Source organism: Candidatus Mycobacterium wuenschmannii (assembly GCF_030252325.1).
GTDB classification, from domain to species: domain Bacteria; phylum Actinomycetota; class Actinomycetes; order Mycobacteriales; family Mycobacteriaceae; genus Mycobacterium; species Mycobacterium wuenschmannii.
This window is the reverse complement of sequence record NZ_CP126981.1, coordinates 2,507,073-2,528,483: the sequence shown is the minus strand read 5'-3', so window position 1 is coordinate 2,528,483 and position 21,411 is coordinate 2,507,073. Positions and strand designations below refer to the sequence as shown.

The following is a 21,411-nucleotide window of genomic DNA, read 5'->3' as shown; positions in this document are numbered from 1 at the left end:
AGACCATCTACGCATGCGGATCGCGCGGCACATCAGTGAACTCATCGGCAACACCCCGCTGGTTCAGCTGAATTCGGTCGTGCCGCCGGGCGCCGGCCGGGTGGTGGCCAAGGTGGAATACCTCAATCCCGGTCTGAGCAGCAAAGACCGGATCGCGGTGAAGATGATCGACGCCGCCGAGGCCAGCGGCGAGCTCAAGCCGGGCGGCACCATCGTCGAGCCGACGTCCGGCAACACGGGCGTCGGACTGGCCCTGGTCGCGCAGAACCGCGGCTACCGCTGCGTGTTCGTCTGCCCCGACAAGGTCAGCGAGGACAAGCGCAACGCCCTGCGCGCCTACGGCGCCGAGGTGGTGGTGTGCCCCACCGCCGTGCCGCCCGAGCACCCGGACAGCTACTACAACGTCTCCGACCGGCTGGTCACCGAGATCGACGGCGCATGGAAGCCCGACCAGTACTCCAACCCGCAGGGTCCGGCCAGCCACTACGAGAGCACCGGACCGGAGATCTGGGCCGACACCGACGGCCAGGTCACCCATTTCGTCGCCGGGATCGGAACCGGCGGAACGATCACCGGCGCGGGCCGCTACCTCAAGGACACCTCCGGCGGGAAGGTTCGCGTGATCGGCGCCGACCCGGAGGGCTCGGTGTATTCCGGCGGCACCGGGCGGCCGTATCTGGTCGAGGGCGTCGGTGAGGACTTCTGGCCGAAGGCCTACGACCCCAGCGTCGCCGACGAGATCATCGCGGTCTCGGACTCCGACTCGTTCAACATGACCCGGCGGCTGGCGCGCGAGGAAGCGCTGCTGGTCGGCGGCTCGTGCGGGATGGCGGTGGTCGCGGCGCTCAAGGTGGCCGAGCAGGCCGGGCCGGACTCGCTGGTCGTCGTGCTGCTGCCCGACGGCGGCCGCGGTTACATGTCGAAGATCTTCAACGACGCCTGGATGTCGTCCTACGGATTTCTGCGCACCCGGCTGGACGGGGCCATCGAGCCGACGGTCGGCGACGTGCTGCGCGGTAAATCCGGTCACCTGCCTGACCTCGTGCACACCCACCCGTCGGAGACCGTGCGCGACGCGATCAGCATCCTGCGCGAGTACGGGGTGTCGCAGATGCCCGTCGTCGGCGCCGAGCCGCCGGTGATGGCGGGCGAGGTGGCCGGCAGCGTCTCGGAACGCGAACTGCTGTCGGCCGTCTTCGAGGGCCGCGCCCACCTCGCGGATGCCGTGAGCCAGCACATGGGCCCGCCGCTGCAGATCGTCGGCGCCGGCGAACAGGTCAGCGCGCTGGCCAAGACATTGCGCGACCTGGACGCCGTCATGGTCGTCGAGGAGGGCAAGCCGGTCGGCGTGATCACCCGCTACGACCTGCTGGGCTTCCTGTCCAATGGCGTGTCGCGCAAATAACCGTGTCAGGAGAAAGTCACAGATGACCGAACAACCATCGTCGTTCCCGCCGCCCCCCGCCCGGCCCGAAGCTGCGTGGGCTGGCGCGCGAGCAGTACACACCGTGGGCGACGCGCGTCGCCGCCTACGTCGTCGACCACCTGCCGCTGCTGCTGATCCTCGGCGTCGGTTGGCTAGTGCTGGAGAACTCCATCGACAGCGCGTGTCTGACCAACATCACCACCGACTCCGTCGAGCAGATCTGCTCGATCGGATACTCGACGGTTGGACTCACCGTGATGTGGATTGCGGCGCTGACCGCGCTGGGCTATTTCATCTGGAATTTCGGCTATCGCCAGGGCACCACCGGCTCCAGCATCGGCAAGTCGGTGCTGGGATTCCGCGTCGTCAGCGAAAACACTGGGGAGCCAATCGGATTCGGCATGTCGGTGTTGCGGGCGTTCGCGCATGTGATCGACAGCGCGATCTTCTACGTGGGATATCTGTTCCCGCTGTGGGACGCCAAGCGGCAGACGCTGGCCGACAAGGTCATGGCCACCGTGTGCCTTCCGGTGGAACGGCCGGCCGCGGCAGGCTAGCTCACTAGGCTGGTCGACGATGAGCGCGCACGAGCATTTCGCCAAGGCAGGGCTGGCGACCAAGGCCATCCACGCCGGCTACCGGCCCGATCCGGCGACCGGCGCGGTGAACGCCCCGATCTACGCCAGCAGCACCTTCGCCCAGGACGGCGTCGGCGGTCTGCGCGGTGGGTTCGAGTACGCCCGCACCGGTAACCCGACGCGGGCCGCACTGGAGACGGCGCTGGCCGCGGTGGAGGACGGCCGTTTCGGCCGGGCGTTCAGTTCCGGGATGGCGGCCAGTGACTGCGTGCTGCGCGCGGTACTGCGACCCGGCGATCACGTGGTGATCCCCGACGACGCCTACGGCGGCACCTTCCGGTTAATCGACAAGGTCTTCACGCACTGGGGCGTCGTCCACACGCCGGTCGCGTTGTCCGACCTCGACGCCGTTCGGGCGGCGGTCACCCCACAGACCCGGTTGATCTGGGTGGAGACGCCCACCAACCCGCTGCTGTCGATCGCCGACATCGCCGGGATCGCCGAAATCGGACGGGAGTTTGGCGCAAAGGTGTTGGTGGACAACACGTTTGCCTCGCCCGCCCTGCAACAGCCGCTGACCCTGGGTGCCGACATCGTGCTGCACTCGACGACGAAGTACATCGGCGGGCACTCCGACGTGGTGGGCGGCGCGCTGGTGACCAGCGACGAGGAGTTGGACGCGGCCTTCGCCTTCCTGCAGAACGGCGCCGGCGCGGTGCCGGGGCCGTTCGACGCCTACCTGACCATGCGCGGCCTCAAGACGCTGGTGCTGCGGATGCAGCGACACAGCGAAAACGCTGCCGCCGTAGCGCAATTCCTCGCCGAGCACCCGGCGGTGGACACCGTGCTGTACCCCGGCCTACCGGGCCATCCAGGTCACCAGGTGGCCGCGCGACAGATGCACGGCTTCGGCGGCATGGTGTCGGTGCGGATGCGCGGCGGCCGGGCCGCGGCGCAGGCGCTGTGCGCGGGCACCGAGGTGTTCATCCTCGCCGAGTCGCTCGGCGGGGTGGAGTCGCTGATCGAGCACCCCGGCGCAATGACGCATGCCTCGACGGCGGGCTCGCAGTTGGAAGTTCCCGACGACCTGGTGCGACTGTCGGTCGGCATCGAGGACGTTGCCGACCTGCTGGCCGACCTGGAGCAGGCGCTGGGTTGATTGGCGGCGGGACGGGCCGTCAGGAGTGGTACGGCTCCGCGCTGACCAGCGTCACCTTGACGGTGTTGCCGTTGGGCACGGTGTAGCTGCGGGTCTCGCCCTCTTTGGCGTCGATCAGCGCGCCGCCCAGCGGTGACGCGGGCGAGTACACCTCGAGCTTGCCGTCGTGCACGGCCTGCTCGCGGGTGCCGATCAGGAACGTCTCGGTGTCGGACTTGTCGCCGTCGTAGTAGACCTTGACCACCGAGCCGGGCAGCGCGACGCCGGACTGCTTGGGCGCCTCGCCGACCTTCGCGTTGTTCAGCAGGTCCTGCAGCTGGCGGATGCGGGCCTCTTGCTGGCCCTGCTCCTCGCGGGCGGCGTGGTAGCCACCGTTCTCACGCAGGTCGCCCTCTTCGCGGCGGTCGTTGATTTCCGCGGCGATGACCGGACGATTCGCGATCAACTGATCGAGCTCGGCCTTCAGTCGATCGTGTGACTCCTGGGTCAACCAGGTCACCTGGGTGTCCGTCATCTCGTCGTGCTCCTTGTGGTGTCGGTTGGGCGGTATACCGCCTCGTCAGGCTGTCTGTCGTGCTGCCGGGCGGTCCCACCTCGGGTACTGCCGACCTCAGTAGTCGGGTGAACCCCCTGTGCGGCACATCTGGCCGCTAATGCAGCAATACACGGTCCCAGCCGGAACCGTGCATTCGAGCAGCCTACCACCGCCGCGACGGGGTCCGAGGGCATTTCCGCAGTTCGGCGTTTGTCGCCGGGGCGCCCGGTCAGGGTGCGCGCAGGTAGCCGGGCACATCGGTGCCGCAGCCGTAGATGTCGCCGACGACGGGCGGCTTGCTGGATTTGAGCACCGTGGTCACCTGCACCGTTGCCTGCGGCGACGGCCCGACCAGCACCTCGCGGCGGCCGGTTTCGCTGCCATCCTTGGCCCGCACCCGCACGATGCAGTCGACCGGGCGCGACGGGTCTTTTCGCGTCACGCTGATCGTTACCGAGACCGTCTGGCTGTCGATCAGTTGATAGCCGGCCAGCGTCCCCTCGACATCGCTGCGGCCCAGCCGCTGATAGCCGATGCCGGCGAGGATGACGCCGACCACGCCGACCACGGCCGCCAGGATCGCGGCGCGCCGCCGCGACGGCAGCGGCGCGCGGCGTTGCCCGTAACGGGTCTGCGGTGGCGCTGAGGAACCTTCGGTCATGATGTGTGGCTGTCGGTGCCGGGTGATCACCCGGCGTCCGGGATGGAACTATAGGCGCTATAAGACAGCACACAGTCAGGGAGCACGTGAGCGAACTGCGGTTGATGGCGGTGCACGCCCACCCGGACGACGAGTCCAGTAAGGGCGCTGCCACCCTTGCCCGCTACGCGGACGAGGGACATCGCGTTGCGGTGGTGACCCTGACCGGCGGCGAACGCGGCGACATCCTCAACCCGGCGATGGACCTGCCGGAGGTGCACGGTCGCATCGCCGACGTCCGCCGCGACGAGATGGCCAAGGCCGCCGAGATCCTCGGCGTCGAGCACACCTGGCTCGGCTTCGTCGACTCCGGCCTGCCGCAGGGGGATCCGCTGCCGCCGCTGCCGGAGGACTGCTTCGCGCTGGTGCCGCTGGAGGTGTCCACCGAGGCGCTGGTCCGGGCGATTCGCGAATTCCGGCCGCACGTGATGACCACCTACGACGAGAACGGCGGCTACCCGCACCCCGATCACATCCGCTGCCACCAGGTTTCGGTGGCGGCGTATGAGGCCGCCGGCGACTACCGGCGGTTCCCGGACGCCGGGCCGGTGTGGTCGGTGTCCAAGCTCTACTACAACCACGGCTTCCTTCGGCAGCGGATGCAGAAGCTGCAGGACGAGTTCGCCAAGCGCGGGCAGACCGGTCCGTTCGAAAAGTGGCTCAAGCACTGGGATCCCGCGCACGATGTGCACGCCGAACGGGTGACGACGCGCGTCGAGTGCTCGGCCTACTTCGGTCAGCGCGACGACGCCCTGCGCGCGCATGCCACCCAGATCGACCCCAAGGGCGACTTCTTCGCGGCGCCGATCTCGTGGCAGGCCGAGCTGTGGCCGACCGAAGAGTTCGAGCTGGCCCGCTCGCGGGTTCCGGTGCGGCTGCCCGAGACCGATCTGTTCGCCGGAATCGAGGACGAGCTGTGACGCATCTACACCTGGCCGCGATGACGCTGCTGGCCGAGGAGGGACCGCACAACAGCGGACCGGACTTCGGCAAGGCCAGCCCATTCGGCCTGCTCGTCGTGGTGCTGCTGCTGATCGCCGTGGTGTTCCTGGTCCGATCGATGAACCGGCACCTGAAGAAGCTGCCGGAGTCGTTCGACCCGCAGCATCCCGAGCCGGATCAGGCCGCCGACGACGGCACGATCGACCAGCCGCCGCATGAACCCGACAGGTAATCAGCTCGCCGGGGCCGCCAGTCCCTACCTCCGCCAGCACGCCGACAACCCGGTGCACTGGCAACAGTGGTCGCCCGCGGCGCTGGCCGAGGCCGCCGAGCGCGACGTCCCGATCCTGCTGTCGATCGGCTATGCCGCCTGCCACTGGTGTCACGTGATGGCTCACGAGTCGTTCGCCGACGACGAGGTGGCCGCGGCGACGAATGCCGACTTCGTCTGCGTCAAGGTCGATCGCGAGGAGCGGCCCGACATCGATGCCGTCTACATGAACGCCACCATCGCGCTGACCGGGCAGGGCGGCTGGCCGATGACGTGCTTCCTGACGCCGGACGGGCGACCGTTCTTCTGCGGCACCTATTATCCGAAAGATGCCTTCCTGCAGTTACTTTCGGCGGTCTCGGAGACCTGGCGGGAGCGCCGCGACGAGGTCGAGCGGACGTCGGACGACATTGCGGGCGAGCTGCGGGCACGGTCGGGCCAGTTCGGTGGTGGTCCGCCGGTCGACGCAGCGCTGTGCGACCACGCCGTCGGCGCGGTGCTGCATGACGAGGACTCCGCGCACGGCGGGTTCGGCGGCGCCCCGAAGTTCCCGCCGTCGGCGCTGCTGGAGGGCCTTTTACGGCACTGGGAACGCACCGGCTCACCGGAGGCGCTCGCCGCGGTCGAGCGGACCGGCAATGCGATGGCGCGCGGCGGCATCTACGACCAACTGGCCGGTGGCTTCGCCCGCTACAGCGTCGACAACGCTTGGGTGGTACCGCATTTCGAGAAGATGCTGTACGACAACGCCCTGCTGTTGCGGGCCTACGCGCACTGGGCCCGGCGCAGCGGCGTGCCGCTGGCCCGCAGGCTCACCGCCGAGACCGCGCGGTTTCTGCTCACCGATCTGCGCGACGGCGCGATGTTCGCCTCATCGCTGGATGCCGACGCCGACGGTCGCGAGGGCTCGACCTACGTGTGGACGCCCGCGCAGCTGGTCGAGGCGCTCGGTGACGACGATGGGCGTTGGGCCGCAACGGCTTTCGGGGTGACCGCTGACGGCACCTTCGAAGACGGTGCGTCGGTGCTGCAGCGGCCCGCGGACCCCGACGACCCGGCCCGCTTCGAGCGCGTTCGCACGGCGCTCCTGGCGGCGCGCCGGACGCGGCCGCAACCCGCCCGCGACGACAAGGTCGTCACCGCCTGGAACGGGTTGGCGATCACCGCGCTCGCCGAGGCCGCGGTGGCGCTCGGGTCGACCGAATTGGCCTCTGCGGCAGCAGATTGCGCCCGCGGACTGCTGCGCCTGCATCTGGTGGATGGTCGGCTGCGGCGGGCCAGCCTGAGCGGCCGGGTCGGCGACAGCGCGGCGATCCTGGAGGACCACGCGATGCTGGCCACCGGCCTGCTCGCGCTGTATCAGCTGACCATGAACCACGCCTGGCTGGCCGCGGCCACCGCACTGCTCGATATTGCGTTGGCGCACTTCGCCGATCGCGACAACCCGGGTCGTTGGTTCGACAGTGCCGACGACGGCGAGCAACTGCTGCTGCGCCCCGCCGACCCCTATGACGCGGCGACGCCGTCGGGCGCGTCGGCGATCGCCGAAGCGCTGCTGACCGCCGCACACCTCGCCGGCGAGGAGCGCTACCGGCAGGCGGCAATCGTGACGCTGCAAGCGCATTCACCGCTGCTGGCCCGCGCGCCGCGGTCGGCCGGGCACTGGTTGGCCGTCGCCGAGGCGGCCGCGCGCGGACCGTTGCAGATCGCGGTGGCGTGCGCCGGCCCGGACTCCCAGCTGCTGGTCGACGCGCGCAGGCTGGCACCGGGAGGCGCGATCGTCGTCGGTGGGGCGGTCGACTCCTCGACGCTGCTGGTCGGCCGCGACCGAGTCGGCGACGCCGACGCCGCCTACGTGTGCCGCGGTCAGGTCTGCGATCTACCGGTCACGCGCGTCGAGGAGCTCGCTCGGTCGCTCGCCCGCTGACAATGCGGGCCGCGACACGGCCCGCGGAGGAGGCGGGCCATCAGACCCTGCGCGGTAACGTCTCGACCCATGCCGAGTGCCGAACAGATCACCGCGGTGGTCAACCGCTACATCAGCCTGGTCAACGACGGAACCGCGGACGATCTCGTCGAGTTGTACGCCGACGATGCCACCGTCGAGGACCCGGTCGGCGGCGAGGTGCACATCGGCCGCCAGGCGATCCACGGCTTCTACTCGGCGATGGAGGCCGTTCAGCGGCACTGCGAACTGGTGACGCTGCGGGTTGCCGGCCACGAGGCCGCTTTCCACTTCAAGCTGACCGTCACCGCGGGCGACAGCAAGATGCTCATCGAGCCGATCGACGTGATGGTGTTCGACCGCGAGGGCAAGATCGCCGCGATGAAGGCCTATTGGTCGCCGGACAGCGTCACCCAGTTATAGCGGCAGGTCCACGTAGAACACCGCGAACCAGATCGCGATGTAATGACAGATCGCGGCCACCGCGGTGCAGGCGTGGAAGAACTCGTGATAGCCGAAAGTGTGGGGCCACGGGTTGGGCCAGTGCAGGGCGTACATGATGCCGCCGATGCTGTACAGCGCGCCGCCGACGGCGAGTAGCACCATCGCCGCCACGCCGGCGTTGTGCAGGATCATCGCGATGTAGAACGCCGACACCCAGCCCAGGATCAGATACAGCGGCACCCCGACCCACCGCGGCGCGGTCGGCCAGCACAGCTTGAGCAGCACCCCGGCCAGCGCGCCGCCCCAGACCATCCACAGCACCAGTTCGCCCGAGTCGTGCGGCATGGCCAGCATCGCGAACGGGGTGTAGGTGCCGGCTATCAGCACGAAGATCATCGAGTGGTCGAGCCGCTTCATCCAGGTGCGGGCCTTCACCGACTTCCAGTTGACCCGGTGATACACCGCGCTGGTGGTGAACATGCCCACCACCGCGAAGGTGTAGATGAACGTCGCCATTCCGGCCTCGAGGCCCTCCATCGGCCACGAGACGGAGATCAGTGAGGCGCCGGCGAAGACGGCAATCACCGCTGACACCAAGTGGATCCAGCCCCGGGCCCGCGGTTTGACCAGCGCCTGCGCGGTGTCCTTGACGCCCTCGGCGATGTGCTCGGCGACGTCTCCAACGGTGTGGGACGCACCGGCCTCGCCGGGCTTGGTGGCCACCTCGGTTTCGCGACTCAACGACACTCCTTAACCCCCGCCCGCCTCGTGGGGCCCACAGTAATCTGGTTCGCTGTGGAGATCATTCCGCCGCGCGTCAAGGAACCGCTATATCGCCTGTACGAGCTGCGGCTTCGGCAAGGGCTTGCCGCCTCCAAATCCGAGCTACCTCGGCACATAGCAGTTTTATGTGACGGTAACCGCCGCTGGGCCCGTGACGCGGGTTACGACGACGTCAGCTACGGCTATCGGATGGGTGCGGCCAAGATCGCCGAGATGCTGCGCTGGTGCCAGGAGGCCGGCATCGAAATGGCCACGGTCTACTTGCTTTCCACCGAAAACCTGCGCCGTGACCCGGCCGAGTTGGCCGCGCTGATCGAGATCATCACCGACGTCGTCGAGGAGATCTGCGCCCCCGCCAACGGCTGGAGCGTGCGCACGGTCGGCGACCTCGAGCTGATCGGCGAGGAGCCCGCGCGCCGGCTCCGGGACGCCGTCAACGGCACCGCCGGCAAGGGCAACTTCCACGTCAACGTCGCGGTCGGCTACGGCGGCCGCCAGGAGATCGCCGACGCCGTGCGCGGGCTGCTCGGCAAGGCGATCGCCGACGGTGCCAGCGGCGACGAACTTCTCGAAGCGGTCACCGTCGACGCCATCTCGGAGAATCTGTACACCTCCGGCCAGCCCGATCCCGACCTGGTGATCCGGACGTCGGGGGAGCAGCGGCTGTCCGGATTCCTGCTGTGGCAGAGCGCCTATTCGGAGATGTGGTTCACCGAGGCGCACTGGCCGGCGTTCCGCCGGGTCGACTTCCTGCGTGCGCTGCGCGACTACAGCCAGCGGCATCGCCGGTACGGCGTGTAAGACTGAGATATGGCTGCGCTCTCGGCGTTGGTGTTCTCGCTGAGCTGGTGGCTGGGGCTGTATCTGCTGGCCCGCAATCCGCGCAAGCCGGTCCTGGTGTTCTCCGCGGTGGGCCTGTGCAGTTTCGCGACGGCGGTCGCCCTGGACGCGGTCCGGCTCGTGACCCATTCCGCGGCGCTCGGCCACGTCGAGATCTATCTGGTGGCGGTGCCCGGCATCGCCTGGTTCGCGGTGCTCGTCGAACTCGCCCGGCCCGGCGACAGCGGGCGGGGGCGCTCCGTCGAGGTGCTGGTGGTCGGCGTGGTCGCGGCGCTGACGCTGCTCGCCGCGTCGCTGGCCGGCACGGTCGAGGGCCCCTTGCGGGCCGGGCACGTGCTGATGTGCGTGGTGATTTCGGTGTCCAACCTGTACGCGATGGTGACGGCGCTCGTGCGGCGCGCACAGAAGATCCCCGTGGTCGGGCTCATCATCACCGCGACGATGTTCTTCGCGCTGGCCAACGCGATCCTGATCATTCCGCTGGGCGTGGTACCGAGCTGGCTGGCGCTGGCGTCGACGGGCTGTGACGTGTTCTGCCTCGGCGTCGCGGTCGCGCTGTGGGACGCCTTCGACGAGGGCCAGGCGCTGCGGGCCGACATGTTGCGCTCGTTCACCGGCGCCGGTGTGGTCGTCACGCTGATCGGCGGTCAGATGCTGGTCGCGATCGCGCTGACCCGCAGCGAGAGCACCGCGCAGATCGCGCTGACCGTCTTGCTGTTCACCAGCCTGGCCATCGCGGCGTCGGTGCAGGTGCTGGCCGACCCGCTGGCCGGCCTGCTCGACCGGATGGTGTTCTCGCGGGCGCCTCTGCTGCGGGCGCATCGAGAGACGTTGCGCCGCACGCAGTCCGCGCTGCCGCTGCGGCTGGCCGACCCGCTCGACGACGTCGACGACGACAGCTTCGCCCGGCTGACCCGCCGCGCGCTCGGGCACTACGGCGACCTGTCCAAGTTGGTCGCCAACCCGTTGACGGCGCTGCCCTGCATCGACGAGCGGCTGGCCGCCCGCGGCGCCCCGGACCAGCCGCTGGAGCGGGCCATCGAACTCAAGGCACTGCTGGCCGACCGGATCGCCGCGCTCAAGCCGCGCGACGGCGGCGACTTCGGCACCAGCGAGCAGTGGCGGCACTACAACTCGCTGTATTTCCCTTACGTCGTCGGGGTGCGGGCCTATGCGCAGAACGCCACCGCCGCGGGCCTGGATCCGACCGCACGCCAGGCGTGGCAGTGGTTCGTCACCGACGTGCCGCAGCGCTCACTGCACAACTGGCAGAACGCCGCCGCGAAGTTGATCGCCGCCGACCTGCGCGGCAGGGTGGCCGTTTCCATCGAGTAGCGGACCTGACATCGTGGCGGCATGTCGCCGTCGAAAGTTCCGCCGCTGCCCGTCGTCCGCGCTGTCGATGCCCTTCGTCACCGGGTCGGGCAGCTCTACAGACGCCTGGTTCCCGCGCCGGTCGCGATGATGGAAATGATCACCAATGCCTGGGCCGCGCAGGCGATTACCGCGGCCGCGGATCTCGGTATCGCCGACGCGCTGGCCAACGGGCCGCTGACCGCCGACGAATTGGCCGCAGCGGTCGGCGCCGATGCCGACGCCGTCAGCCGGCTGCTGCGCGCGCTGATCAGCCGCGGCATCTTCCGGCAGCGCCGCGACGGCCGCTTTGACCTCACCCCGCTGGCCGACACCTTGCGCAGCGATGCCGAGGTGTCGGTGGCCGGGTTCGCCCGCTTCATCGGTTGCCCTGAGCATCGCGAGCATTGGAGCCACCTCACCGGCGCCGTCCGCACCGGCCGCGCCGTGATCCCGGAGCTGCGCGGCATGCCCGCCTTCGAGTACCTGCACAGCGACGAGCGCCTCGCCGCGATCTTCAACGACGCGATGACGAGCGGCTCCGAGCTCGCCATCGCGGCGGTGACCGCGGGATACGACTTCAGCCGGTTCGCGACGGTCGTCGACGTCGGCGGCGGGCACGGCCGGCTGCTGTCGGCGATCCTGACCGCAAGCCCGAAGTCGCTGGGCATCCTGTACGACCTGCCCGATGTGGTCGCCGGTGCGACGCGCACCGATCGCCTGCAGATCGCGGAGGGTTCCTTCTTCGAGTCCGTGCCACCGGGCGGCGACGCATACGTCCTCAAGAACGTGATCCACGACTGGACCGACGAGGACGCGGTGCGCATTCTGCGCAACGTGCGGACCGCCGCCGGCGTCGGAAACGTGGTGCTGCTCGTCGAGTTCGTCATCCCCGAGCACGACCGCGAATTCGTCGGCAAGTGGGCCGATCTCGAGATGCTGGTCGTGGCGGCCGCGCGTGAGCGCACCGCCGAGGAGTACGGCCGGATCCTGCAGCAGGCGGGCTTCGAGATGACGCGGGTGGTCGGAACCGCGTCGCCGTTCAGCCTCGTGGAGGCCCGAGCGGTGTAGCCGCCAGGGTCCTTAGCTCGGCTAGGTGCGGAATACGTGCGCTGGATCACCCGGTTGACCTGCGCATGGCAGTGCCTGGCAGTGCCGCGCGTCGATCTGGCAGTGGCGTCACGGCAGGCTCAGAGGTGTTCGACCCCCCATCGCAAGGAGTTCCGACATGACCGCTGTTACTCCACTGGCCACCCGGCCCTTCAACGACTCGACCGACTCCCTGTTGCGGTTCGCCATGCGACTCGACGCGACACTGTGCGGGGCGATCGGTCTCTTCATCGCCTTGATGGCGGACCCGATCTCGGCGCTCACCGGCCTGAGCTCCGTCACCGAATTCCTCGGCGGCGCACTGCTGGTCATCGTCGGGCTGGCGGTGTACGCCCTGGCCGCGTCGCCGGACCTGCACCGTGCCGGGATCGCCATCATCGCCGGCAACGTCGTGCTGGCGGTGGCCGCGCTGGTCGTGCTGGCAGTCGGCGCGCTGCCGCTGACCGAGATCGGCGTCGCCTCGACCCTGGCTGCCGCCGGCTACTTCGCGCTGATGGGTTACCTGCAGTACCTCGGAGTACGCCGCCTCCCGGCGTAGCTCCCGTCCCGCCGGTGCGGGGCGCCGCTGTCAGAGGTTGCGGCGTGCGTCCCCGCATCGGCCTTTTTGTCCCATCGAACGTCGACTTGTCGGGCCGAACTACAGGTGATCCGCCCGACAACTCGACGTTCGCGCAGAAGACTTATCCCGCAGCGACTTTCACCACGCGCGCGTGCATCGGGTCCGTCACGTACACGTTGCCGGCCGCGTCGACTGCTATGCCGCCGGCCGAGTTGAGTCCGGCGACCGGTAACTCGGTCTGACCCGTCGCACCAGGCGCCAGGGTCAAGACCTTTCGGGTGTTCGCGTCGGTGAGGTAGACCCTGCCGTCGCGAGCCACCGCGATGCCGTCGGGCTGGCTCAGGCCCGTGAAGGGAAGGGTGGTCTGGTTCGACCCGGCCAACTTCACCACGCGGTTGTCGTTGGTGCGGGTGTCGGTGACGTAGACGCCGCCGGCGCCGTCGACCGCCACCCCTTGAGCGAACTCCAACCCGGTGAAGGGCAGCACCGTCGGACTGGTTGATCCGGTGGCCAGCTTCTGGACCTGATGCTTGCGCCGGTCCGCGACGTATATGGCCCCACCGGCATCCACGGTCACCGCCCGCGGGTCGACGAGGTCGGTGAACGGCAACTCGCTCTGGACGTTGGTGCCCGCCTCCAGCTTGACCACCTTGCCAACGAACGGGTTTCCGTCGGTGAAGTAGGTGACGTAGACGCTGCCGCCACCGTCGACCGCGATGCCGGTGAGATTCTGCAGGCCGGTGAACGGCACCTCGGTCTGCGCGTCCGAGCCTGCGGCGAGCTTGACCACCCGGCGGTGGCCCGCGTCGGTGACGTAGACGTCGCCGTTGGCGGCGACCGCGACGGCGTTGGGATCGGTGAGGCCGGTGAACGGCAGGTCGGTCTGCCCGGCGGCCGACGCCGTCGGCGCTACGAGGCCGACGAGCGCCAGCGTCACCGCGAGCAGTCGGAGCATCACAGCTTGCGCAACCGCAACCGGTTGATGGAGTGATCGGCGTCCTTGCGCAACACCAGGGTCGCCCGTGGTCGGGTCGGCAGGATGTTCTCGATCAAATTGGGGCGGTTGATCGATCGCCAGATGTCGCGGGCCGCGATCTCGGCCTGCTGATCGGTCAGCCCGGAGTAATGGTGGAAATGCGACGCGGGGTTGGCGAACGCCGTCGAGCGCATCGCCAGGAATCGCGAGATGTACCAGCCCTCGATGTCCTCGATCCGGCCGTCGACGTAGAGCGAGAAGTCGAACAGGTCCGACACCATCAGCGTCGGCCCGGTTTGCAGGACGTTGAGCCCCTCCAGAATCAGGATGTCCGGGTGGCGGACCACCTGCTTGGCGTCCGGCACCCTGTCGTAGTGCAGGTGCGAGTAGACCGGCGCGCACACGTAATCCGATCCCGATTTCACCGAGGTGACGAACCGCATCAGCGCGCGGCGGTCGTAGCTTTCCGGAAAACCCTTGCGATGCATCAGGTTTCGCCGACTCAACTCGGCATTCGGGTAGAGGAATCCGTCGGTGGTGACCAGGTCGACGCGGGGGTGGTGATCCCAGCGGGCCAGCAGTGCCTGCAGCACACGGGCCGTCGTCGACTTGCCGACGGCCACGCTGCCGGCCACGCCGATGATGAACGGCACCGGCCGGTCGGGATTCTGCTGCGGCTCGCCCAGGAACTCCGCAGTGGCCTGGAACAGTCGCTGCCGGGCCGCGACCTGGAGGTGCAGCAGTCGCGCGAGCGGTAGGTAGACCTCTTCGACCTCGCGGAGGTTGACCTGCTCGCCGATACCGCGCAGACCGACGATTTCCTCTTCGGTCAGTGGCTGCGGCGTCGACATACGGAGCGCGCGCCACTGACGTCGATCGAACTCCACGTAGGGGCTCGGCTCGCTGGGCCGCGGCATGTCCCTCAGTCTTGCAGCTTCGGCCACGCCGTGGGCGGCTGGGATAGCGTTGGCGGGCGTGAACCCCGACGCGCTGATCCGCGAGTACCTCCTTCTCGGCTTGCGTTTCGACCGCGTCGAGGAGGGCTACGTCGACGCCTTCACCGGCGATCCGGCGCTGCGCCAGACGGTCGCGGCCGAGCCGGCACCCGACCCGGCAAACCTCGCCCGACAGGCCGTGCGACTGCTTCATGCGCTGCCGGATGTGCCGCGCGGCAACGGCTTCGACGCTCAGCGCGCCGACTTTGTGGGCGCCCATCTGCGGGCCCTGGAATGCGCGGCCCGCAAGTTCGCCGGCGAGGACATCGGGTTCGTCGACGAGGTGCACGCCTACTTCGACGTCCGCATCGCCAAGGGCGACCCGGAGGCCTACAGCCGGGCGCACGCCCGGCTCGACGAGGCGCTGGGCGGCACCGGTCCGCTGGCCGACCGGATGGAGGCGCACCGCGTCGGCGAGGAAATCCCGCCGGAGAAGTTGGCTGCCTGCATCGAGGCGTTTTCCAGCGCCCTGCGCGACCGGGTCCGCGCCGAATACCCGCTGCCGGACGCCGAGACGGTCGAGTACCAAGTGGTGACCGACAAGCCGTGGTCGGGCTTCAACTATTACCTGGGCGACTACCGCTCGACGGTCGCGGTCAACGCCGACCTCAAGCAGCTGATGTCCAACCTGCCTCGGTTGGTCGCCCACGAGTCCTACCCGGGGCACCACACCGAGCACTGCCGCAAGGAGGCCGGCCTGGTTCAGCGCCGCGGTCAGGCCGAGCAGACGATCTTCCTGGTCAACACCCCGCAGTGCCTGATGGCCGAGGGGCTGGCCGACCTGGCGCTGTACGCGGCGATCGGCCCGAGTTGGGGGAGTTGGGCCCGCGAGATCTACGCCGACCTCGGCCTGCGCTTCGACGGCGAGCGGGCGGTGGCGGTATCCGAGGCGTCGGCGGCGCTGGCGGGCGTGCGGCAGGACGCGGCGCTGATGCTGCACGACGAGCACCGCGATGCCGACGAGGTCGCCGAATTCCTGCGGCGCTGGCTGCTGGTCAACGACACCCGGGCCCGGCAGATGCTGCGGTTCCTGTCCTCGCCGCTGTGGCGGGCCTACACCAGCACCTACGTCGAGGGATATCGGCTGCTGCGCGGCTGGCTCGACGAGCGGCCAGCCGAGGTGGGCCTCGTGGAGCGTTTCGGTCGCCTGCTGGACGAGCCGCTGATCCCCTCGACGATGCCCGCATAACCCGGTGCAGCGTCCGCAACGTTCGCAAAGCGGGCACGTCAAAAGGCTCGTCTCCGCCGTTTAGACTGGCGGGGTGACTGCCGCACCCGACGCCCGTACCAAATCCGTGATGTCCGCGCCGCTGGCCGACGTCGATCCCGACATCGCCGAGCTTCTCGGCAAGGAGCTCGGTCGCCAGCGCGACACGCTCGAGATGATCGCGTCGGAGAACTTCGTGCCGCGCGCGGTGCTGCAGGCCCAGGGCAGCGTGCTGACCAACAAATACGCCGAGGGCCTGCCCGGCCGCCGCTACTACGGCGGTTGCGAGTACGTCGACGAGGTGGAGAACATCGCCCGCGACCGGGCCAAGGCGCTGTTTGGCGCCGACTTCGCCAACGTGCAGCCGCACGCGGGCGCGCAGGCCAACGCGGCCGTGTTGCACGCACTGATGTCGCCGGGGGAGAAGCTGCTCGGCCTCGACCTCGCCAACGGCGGTCATCTGACGCACGGCATGAAGCTCAACTTCTCCGGCAAGCTCTACGAGAACGCCTTTTACGGCGTCGACGCCACCACGCATCTGATCGACATGGACGTGGTGCGCGCGCAGGCGCTGGAGTTCCGCCCGAAGGTGATTGTCGCGGGCTGGTCGGCCTACCCGCGGACGCTGGACTTCGCGGCGTTCAGGTCGATCGCCGACGAGGTCGGCGCGAACCTGTGGGTCGACATGGCGCACTTCGCGGGTCTGGTCGCGGCGGGTCTGCACCCGTCGCCGGTGCCGCACGCCGACATCGTCTCGACGACCGTGCACAAGACGCTCGGTGGTCCGCGGTCCGGCCTGATCATGGGCAAGCAGGACTTTGCCAAGAAGATCAACTCGGCGGTCTTCCCCGGCCAGCAGGGTGGGCCGCTGATGCACGTGATCGCCGCCAAGGCCGTCGCGTTGAAGATCGCCGGCACACCGGAATTCGTCGAGCGTCAGCAGCGCACGCTGTCCGGCGCGCGGATCATCGCCGAACGCCTCCTGGCCGCGGACGTCGCCAAGGCGGGCGTCTCGGTGGTCAGCCGCGGCACCGATGTGCACCTGGTGCTGGTCGACTTGCGCGACTCGCCGCTGGACGGTCAGGCCGCCGAGGACCTGCTGCACGACGTCGGCATCACCGTGAACCGCAACGCGGTGCCCAATGACCCGCGGCCGCCGATGGTCACCTCCGGCCTGCGGGTCGGCACCCCGGCGCTGGCCACCCGCGGTTTCGGCGACGCCGAGTTCAGCGAGGTCGCTGACGTCATCGCGACCGCGCTGGCCGCCGGTACCGCCGCTGACGTCGCGTCGCTGCGGGACCGTGTCACGCGTCTGGCCAGGGAGTTTCCGCTCTACGACGGCCTGGAGGACTGGTCGCTCGCCTGACCGCACCGACCCGCGCGGGTCAGATTTCGGATAACTGTGTACGCGGGTTATAGTTACTTTTATGGCTGTCAAACCCGTCGCTGACGCATTGATGCTCGAGCTCGAGCCGGTGGTCGGCGCGAACCTCGACCGGCATATCGGCACCGAGAAGACTTGGTACGCGCACGACTTCGTGCCGTTCGACCAGGGTGAGAACTTCGCCTTCCTCGGTGGCCGCGACTGGGACCCCGCCGACGTGACGCTGCCGAAGGCCATCACCGACGCCTGCGAGATCCTGCTGATCATCAAGGACAACCTGGCCGGCTATCACCGCGAACTCGTCGAGCACTTCATCCTCGAGGACATGTGGGGCCAGTGGATCGGCCGTTGGACCGCCGAGGAGCACCTGCACGCGATCGCGTTGCGCGAATACTTCGTCGTCACCCGTGAGATCGACCCGACCGCCAACGAGGACGTCCGCTTCGAGCACGTCGCGAACAAGGGCTACCGCGCCGACCAGTTCTCCAAGATCGAGACCCTGGTGTTCATGGCGCTGTTCGAGGGCTCCCATGCGGTCTTCAGCAACAATCTGGCGGCGCAGATCGAGGAACCGGTGCTGGCCGGGCTGATCACCCACATCGCGCGGGACGAGGTGCGGCACGAGGAATTCTTCGCCAACCTGGTCGCGCATTTGCTGACCTACAGCCGCGACGAGACCGTCGCCGCGATCGCCGCGCGCGCGGCAGAGATCGACGTCATCGGTGCGGACATCGACGCCTACGCGGACAAGGTGCAGATCGTTGCCGAGGCAGGCATTTTCGGCCCCGACCAACTGCGCGAGGTCATCTCCAAGCGGATCACCGCCTGGGGCGTGGCCGACGAGCCTGCCCTTCAGCAGTTCGTCATCAGCTAGTCACGGCGCGCCTGCGCGGCGCGTGTGCTTCGACGCGGGTACCGTCGCAGTCGATGGCTAGCGACATGCTCTGCTATCCGGGCGGCGCCTCTCGATTCGACCTCGAAAGGACCGCCGGCCCCGGTCCTTGCGCCGCGGCCCCCGCCGATTCGTCCGTGCGGGCCGCACGGGCATTTAGCCCGGTGAGAAAGCCTCGCGCGCTTGGGTGGTGGTGGGGACTCCACCCGCATGCGGCAGCGAGCCGGGCGATGAGCTCGAGGAGCGCTCGTGACTGAATCTCCGGCGGTTATTTCGGACCAGATGGACCAGGACACCATCAGGACCTACGTGCTCGACACGTCGGTGCTGCTGTCCGACCCGTGGGCCTGCTCCCGCTTCGCCGAACACGAAGTCGTCGTTCCGCTGGTGGTGATCAGCGAGCTGGAAGCCAAACGGCACCACCACGAGTTGGGTTGGTTCGCCCGTCAGGCGCTCCGCTTGTTCGACGACATGCGCATCGAGCACGGGCGCCTCGATCAGCCCATTCCCGTTGGGACACAAGGCGGTACGCTGCACGTCGAACTCAACCACCAGGACCCGTCGGTGCTGCCGGCCGGTTTCCGCACCGACACCAACGACTCCCGCATCCTGTGCTGCGCGGCCAACCTCGCCGCCGAGGGCAAGCGAGTCACGTTGGTCTCCAAGGACATTCCGCTGCGCGTCAAGGCCGGCGCGGTCGGCCTGGCCGCCGACGAGTACCACGCGCAGGACGTCGTGGTCTCCGGCTGGACCGGCATGACCGAGGTGGAAACCACCGCAGATGACATCGACGTGCTGTTCGCCGACGGCGAGGTCGACCTCGAAGCTGCGCGAGACCTGCCGTGCCACACCGGAATTCGTCTGCTGGCCGGTAGCTCACATGCACTCGGCCGGGTGAACGCCCACAAGAAGGTGCAGCTGGTCCGCGGCGATCGCGAAGTGTTCGGCCTCCGGGGAAGGTCAGCCGAACAACGCGTCGCCCTCGATCTGCTGCTCGACGAGTCGGTCGGCATCGTGTCGCTGGGCGGCAAGGCCGGCACCGGGAAGTCGGCGCTGGCCCTGTGCGCCGGCCTGGAAGCCGTGCTGGAGCGGCGCACCCAGCGCAAGGTGGTCGTGTTCCGTCCGCTCTACGCGGTGGGCGGTCAGGAGTTGGGCTACCTGCCCGGCAGCGAGAGCGAGAAGATGGGCCCCTGGGCTCAGGCCGTCTTCGACACCCTTGAAGGGCTGGCCAGCCCGGCGGTGCTGGAAGAGGTGTTGTCCCGCGGCATGCTCGAGGTGTTGCCGCTGACTCACATTCGCGGTCGCTCGCTGCACGACTCCTTCGTGATCGTCGACGAGGCCCAGTCACTGGAACGCAACGTGTTGCTGACCGTGCTGTCCCGACTGGGTGCTGGCTCGCGGGTGGTGCTGACCCACGACGTCGCGCAGCGCGACAACCTCCGCGTCGGTCGGCACGACGGCGTCGCGGCGGTGGTCGAGAAGCTCAAGGGGCACCCGCTGTTCGCGCACATCACGCTGCTGCGCAGCGAGCGGTCGCCGATCGCGGCGCTGGTCACCGAGATGCTGGAAGAGATCAGCGGCGCTCCGATCTAAATCTCTGCGGCCGGTAAACTTCGGCCGTGCCGAAACGACCCGACAGCCAGAAGTGGCGGTACCTGCGGACCGTCGCCGGCGTCGCGGCCGCCGCGGTCGTGGTCACGGTCGGAGCGCTCACCGGACACGTCCGGTTTGCCCACGCCAACGACGTGGTGGATTGCGCACAGGTCAAGTGCGTGGCGCTGACGTTCGACGACGGGCCGACGCCGTTCACCGACCGGTTGCTGGGCATCCTGAAGGCCAACGACGCCAAGGCGACGTTCTTCGAAATCGGCAACAAGGTCGCCGCCAACCCGGCGGGCGCCAAGCGGGTCGTCGAGGCCGGCATGGAACTCGGCAGCCACACCTGGGAGCACCCCAACATGACGACGCTGCCGGCCGCCGACGTGCCGAGTCAGTTCTCCCGGGCGACCGACGCGATCGCCGCGGCCACCGGGGTGCGGCCGACACTGTGGCGGCCGCCGGGCGGGCTGACCAACGCCGCCGTCAACGAGCAGGCCGCCAAAGCCGGTCAGGCCGCAATCCTGTGGGACGTCATCCCGTTCGACTGGATGAACGACTCCAACACCGCGGCCACCAGGTTCATGTTGTTCACCCAGATCAAGCCCGGGTCGGTGGTGCTGATGCACGACACCTACTCCAGCACCGTAGATCTCGTGGAGCAGTTCATCCCGGTGCTCAAGGCCAACAACTATCACCTGGTCACGGTCAGCCACCTGCTGGGCACGCGCGCACCCGGCAGCGTGTACGGCTCACGCGACAACGGCCCGCCGGCCAACGCACTGCACGACATCCCGGCCTCGGAGATCCCGTCACTGCCGCATACGCCGTCACCCGCACCGATGCCGAACTTTCCGATCACCGATGTGGCAGGCCAGAATTCGGGCGGACCGAACAACGGGAGCTAGGGCGATTCACCGATTCGAGCTGCCTGACGGCGCCGCGCTGACCTACACCGATACCGGCCAGGGGCGGCCCGTTCTCCTGCTGCACGGCGTCTGCATGTCGCGAATGTTCTTCGAGCGCAACATCGCTCCGCTATCCCGGCAGCATCGCGTGATCGCGGTGGACTTCCGTTCGCACGGTAAATCACCCAGACGCGAGGGCGGTCACACTGTGGCGCAGTACGCGCGCGACGTGCACGCGTTGATCGAGCACCTCGGCATGGATGGCGTTATCGCGATCGGGTGGTCGATGGGAAATTTCGTGCTGTGGGACTACCTACGGCAATTCGGCGCCGACCAATTCACCTGCTTTGTCAATGTCTCCCAAGGACCTTCGGACCTGATCCAGGAAGACTGGCCGATCGGCTTCGCCGACATCCCGCAACTGCACGGCTTTGTCGCGGACATCCAGGACGACTTCCGGGCATTCCTGGCCGATTACATCCCCACCATGTTCAAGAACGAACTCCCACCCGAGCAGCTGACCAGATTCGTCGACTCGGCCTGCGCCGTGGGCGCCAACGCTGGAGCACTGATCCTGATCGACCAGACGCTGCAGGACTACCGAACCGACATACCCGGCTTCACCGTTCCGCATCTGCTGGTGTGGGGTCGCGACGAGAAGACGATGAAGCTGGCGTCCCAGGACTGGCTGATGAAGCAACTGCCCAGCGCCGAGTCGGTCGTATTCGACGACAGCGGGCACTGCCCGATGTGGGAAGAGGCGGACCGCTTCAACGACATCGTCGTCGACTGGATCAGCCGCCACTAG

22 protein-coding genes are annotated in these 21,411 nt (G+C 68.5%); 17 read left to right on the top strand and 5 right to left on the bottom strand.

Features of this window, described 5'->3' with window-relative positions:
- Positions 1-13: 13 nt before the first annotated feature.
- From PT015_RS11915 to PT015_RS11905, 3 genes are all read left to right on the top strand, one after another.
- Positions 14-1,405: a cystathionine beta-synthase gene (locus tag PT015_RS11915; RefSeq protein WP_285190817.1), complete on the top strand. Its 1,392-nt coding sequence runs from the start codon at positions 14-16 to the stop codon at positions 1,403-1,405.
- Positions 1,406-1,476: 71 nt separating this feature from the next.
- Positions 1,477-1,983 carry an RDD family protein gene (locus PT015_RS11910; protein WP_313825893.1) on the top strand — a complete coding sequence of 169 codons (507 nt, stop codon included), beginning with the start codon at positions 1,477-1,479 and terminating at the stop codon, positions 1,981-1,983.
- A 19-nt stretch (positions 1,984-2,002) separates the two neighbouring features.
- Positions 2,003-3,163 carry a cystathionine gamma-synthase gene (locus tag PT015_RS11905; RefSeq protein ID WP_285190816.1) on the top strand — a complete coding sequence of 387 codons (1,161 nt, stop codon included), beginning with the start codon at positions 2,003-2,005 and terminating at the stop codon, positions 3,161-3,163.
- Between the two features lie 19 nt (positions 3,164-3,182).
- Here PT015_RS11905 and greA read toward each other — a convergent pair whose 3' ends face one another.
- Together greA and PT015_RS11895 are read right to left on the bottom strand one after the other, a co-directional pair.
- A complete protein-coding gene (gene greA / locus PT015_RS11900; protein ID WP_285190814.1) occupies positions 3,183-3,677 on the bottom strand; it encodes a transcription elongation factor GreA in 495 nt (164 codons plus the stop codon).
- A 250-nt stretch (positions 3,678-3,927) separates the two neighbouring features.
- Entirely contained in the window at positions 3,928-4,359 is a 432-nt protein-coding gene (locus PT015_RS11895; protein WP_285190813.1) for a DUF4307 domain-containing protein, read from the bottom strand.
- An 86-nt stretch (positions 4,360-4,445) separates the two neighbouring features.
- Here PT015_RS11895 and mca point away from each other — a divergent pair, with 86 nt between their 5' ends.
- The 4 genes from mca to PT015_RS11875 all read left to right on the top strand — a co-directional run bounded on the left by mca (position 4,446) and on the right by PT015_RS11875 (position 7,979).
- Positions 4,446-5,318 (top strand): mycothiol conjugate amidase Mca, encoded by an 873-nt coding sequence (gene mca, locus PT015_RS11890; protein WP_285190812.1) that lies wholly within the window; start codon positions 4,446-4,448, stop codon positions 5,316-5,318.
- A gap of 20 nt (positions 5,319-5,338) precedes the next feature.
- Positions 5,339-5,572 (top strand): hypothetical protein, encoded by a 234-nt coding sequence (locus PT015_RS11885; RefSeq protein WP_285191070.1) that lies wholly within the window; start codon positions 5,339-5,341, stop codon positions 5,570-5,572.
- Positions 5,556-7,538 carry a thioredoxin domain-containing protein gene (locus PT015_RS11880; RefSeq protein WP_285190811.1) on the top strand — a complete coding sequence of 661 codons (1,983 nt, stop codon included), beginning with the start codon at positions 5,556-5,558 and terminating at the stop codon, positions 7,536-7,538. The genes PT015_RS11885 and PT015_RS11880 overlap by 17 nt, the downstream gene beginning before the upstream one ends.
- 69 nt (positions 7,539-7,607) lie before the next feature.
- Positions 7,608-7,979 (top strand): nuclear transport factor 2 family protein, encoded by a 372-nt coding sequence (locus PT015_RS11875; RefSeq protein ID WP_285190810.1) that lies wholly within the window; start codon positions 7,608-7,610, stop codon positions 7,977-7,979.
- Here PT015_RS11875 and trhA read toward each other — a convergent pair.
- The gene (gene trhA, locus PT015_RS11870; RefSeq protein ID WP_285191069.1) at positions 7,974-8,663 is read right to left on the bottom strand and encodes a PAQR family membrane homeostasis protein TrhA; all 690 of its coding nucleotides are present in this window, start codon (positions 8,661-8,663) and stop codon (positions 7,974-7,976) included. The genes PT015_RS11875 and trhA overlap by 6 nt on opposite strands.
- 132 nt (positions 8,664-8,795) lie before the next feature.
- On the opposite strand from trhA, the gene PT015_RS11865 reads away from it, so the two are divergent.
- The 4 genes from PT015_RS11865 to PT015_RS11850 all read left to right on the top strand — a co-directional run bounded on the left by PT015_RS11865 (position 8,796) and on the right by PT015_RS11850 (position 12,624).
- On the top strand, positions 8,796-9,584 hold the full coding sequence (locus PT015_RS11865) for a (2Z,6E)-farnesyl diphosphate synthase (protein WP_285190809.1): 789 nt from the start codon (positions 8,796-8,798) through the stop codon (positions 9,582-9,584).
- 9 nt (positions 9,585-9,593) lie between these two features.
- Complete coding sequence (locus PT015_RS11860; protein WP_285190807.1) at positions 9,594-10,958, top strand: hypothetical protein; 1,365 nt, start codon at positions 9,594-9,596, stop codon at positions 10,956-10,958.
- A gap of 21 nt (positions 10,959-10,979) precedes the next feature.
- Positions 10,980-12,047, top strand: a complete 1,068-nt coding sequence (locus tag PT015_RS11855) for a methyltransferase (RefSeq protein ID WP_285190806.1) — start codon at positions 10,980-10,982, stop codon at positions 12,045-12,047.
- 157 nt (positions 12,048-12,204) lie between these two features.
- Positions 12,205-12,624 (top strand): hypothetical protein, encoded by a 420-nt coding sequence (locus PT015_RS11850; protein ID WP_285190805.1) that lies wholly within the window; start codon positions 12,205-12,207, stop codon positions 12,622-12,624.
- A 142-nt stretch (positions 12,625-12,766) separates the two neighbouring features.
- Here the strand turns inward: PT015_RS11850 and PT015_RS11845 are convergent, their stop codons facing one another.
- Together PT015_RS11845 and coaA are read right to left on the bottom strand one after the other, a co-directional pair.
- Positions 12,767-13,600 (bottom strand): NHL repeat-containing protein, encoded by an 834-nt coding sequence (locus tag PT015_RS11845; RefSeq protein WP_285190804.1) that lies wholly within the window; start codon positions 13,598-13,600, stop codon positions 12,767-12,769.
- Positions 13,600-14,538, bottom strand: coding sequence for a type I pantothenate kinase (gene coaA, locus PT015_RS11840; RefSeq protein WP_285190803.1), 939 nt, complete (start codon positions 14,536-14,538; stop codon positions 13,600-13,602). Before coaA ends, PT015_RS11845 begins: the two co-directional genes overlap by 1 nt.
- Before the next feature lie 58 nt (positions 14,539-14,596).
- Here coaA and PT015_RS11835 point away from each other — a divergent pair, with 58 nt between their 5' ends.
- The 6 genes from PT015_RS11835 (at position 14,597) to PT015_RS11810 (ending at position 21,411) form a co-directional block, all read left to right on the top strand.
- Positions 14,597-15,805 carry a DUF885 domain-containing protein gene (locus PT015_RS11835; protein WP_285190802.1) on the top strand — a complete coding sequence of 403 codons (1,209 nt, stop codon included), beginning with the start codon at positions 14,597-14,599 and terminating at the stop codon, positions 15,803-15,805.
- A gap of 109 nt (positions 15,806-15,914) precedes the next feature.
- Entirely contained in the window at positions 15,915-17,189 is a 1,275-nt protein-coding gene (gene glyA / locus PT015_RS11830) for a serine hydroxymethyltransferase (protein ID WP_285191068.1), read from the top strand.
- 61 nt (positions 17,190-17,250) lie between these two features.
- Positions 17,251-18,081, top strand: a complete 831-nt coding sequence (locus tag PT015_RS11825; RefSeq protein WP_285190801.1) for an acyl-ACP desaturase — start codon at positions 17,251-17,253, stop codon at positions 18,079-18,081.
- A 300-nt stretch (positions 18,082-18,381) separates the two neighbouring features.
- Entirely contained in the window at positions 18,382-19,692 is a 1,311-nt protein-coding gene (locus PT015_RS11820; protein WP_285191067.1) for a PhoH family protein, read from the top strand.
- Between the two features lie 26 nt (positions 19,693-19,718).
- Entirely contained in the window at positions 19,719-20,603 is an 885-nt protein-coding gene (locus PT015_RS11815) for a polysaccharide deacetylase family protein (RefSeq protein WP_285190800.1), read from the top strand.
- Positions 20,560-21,411: an alpha/beta fold hydrolase gene (locus PT015_RS11810; protein WP_285190799.1), complete on the top strand. Its 852-nt coding sequence runs from the start codon at positions 20,560-20,562 to the stop codon at positions 21,409-21,411. The genes PT015_RS11815 and PT015_RS11810 overlap by 44 nt, the downstream gene beginning before the upstream one ends.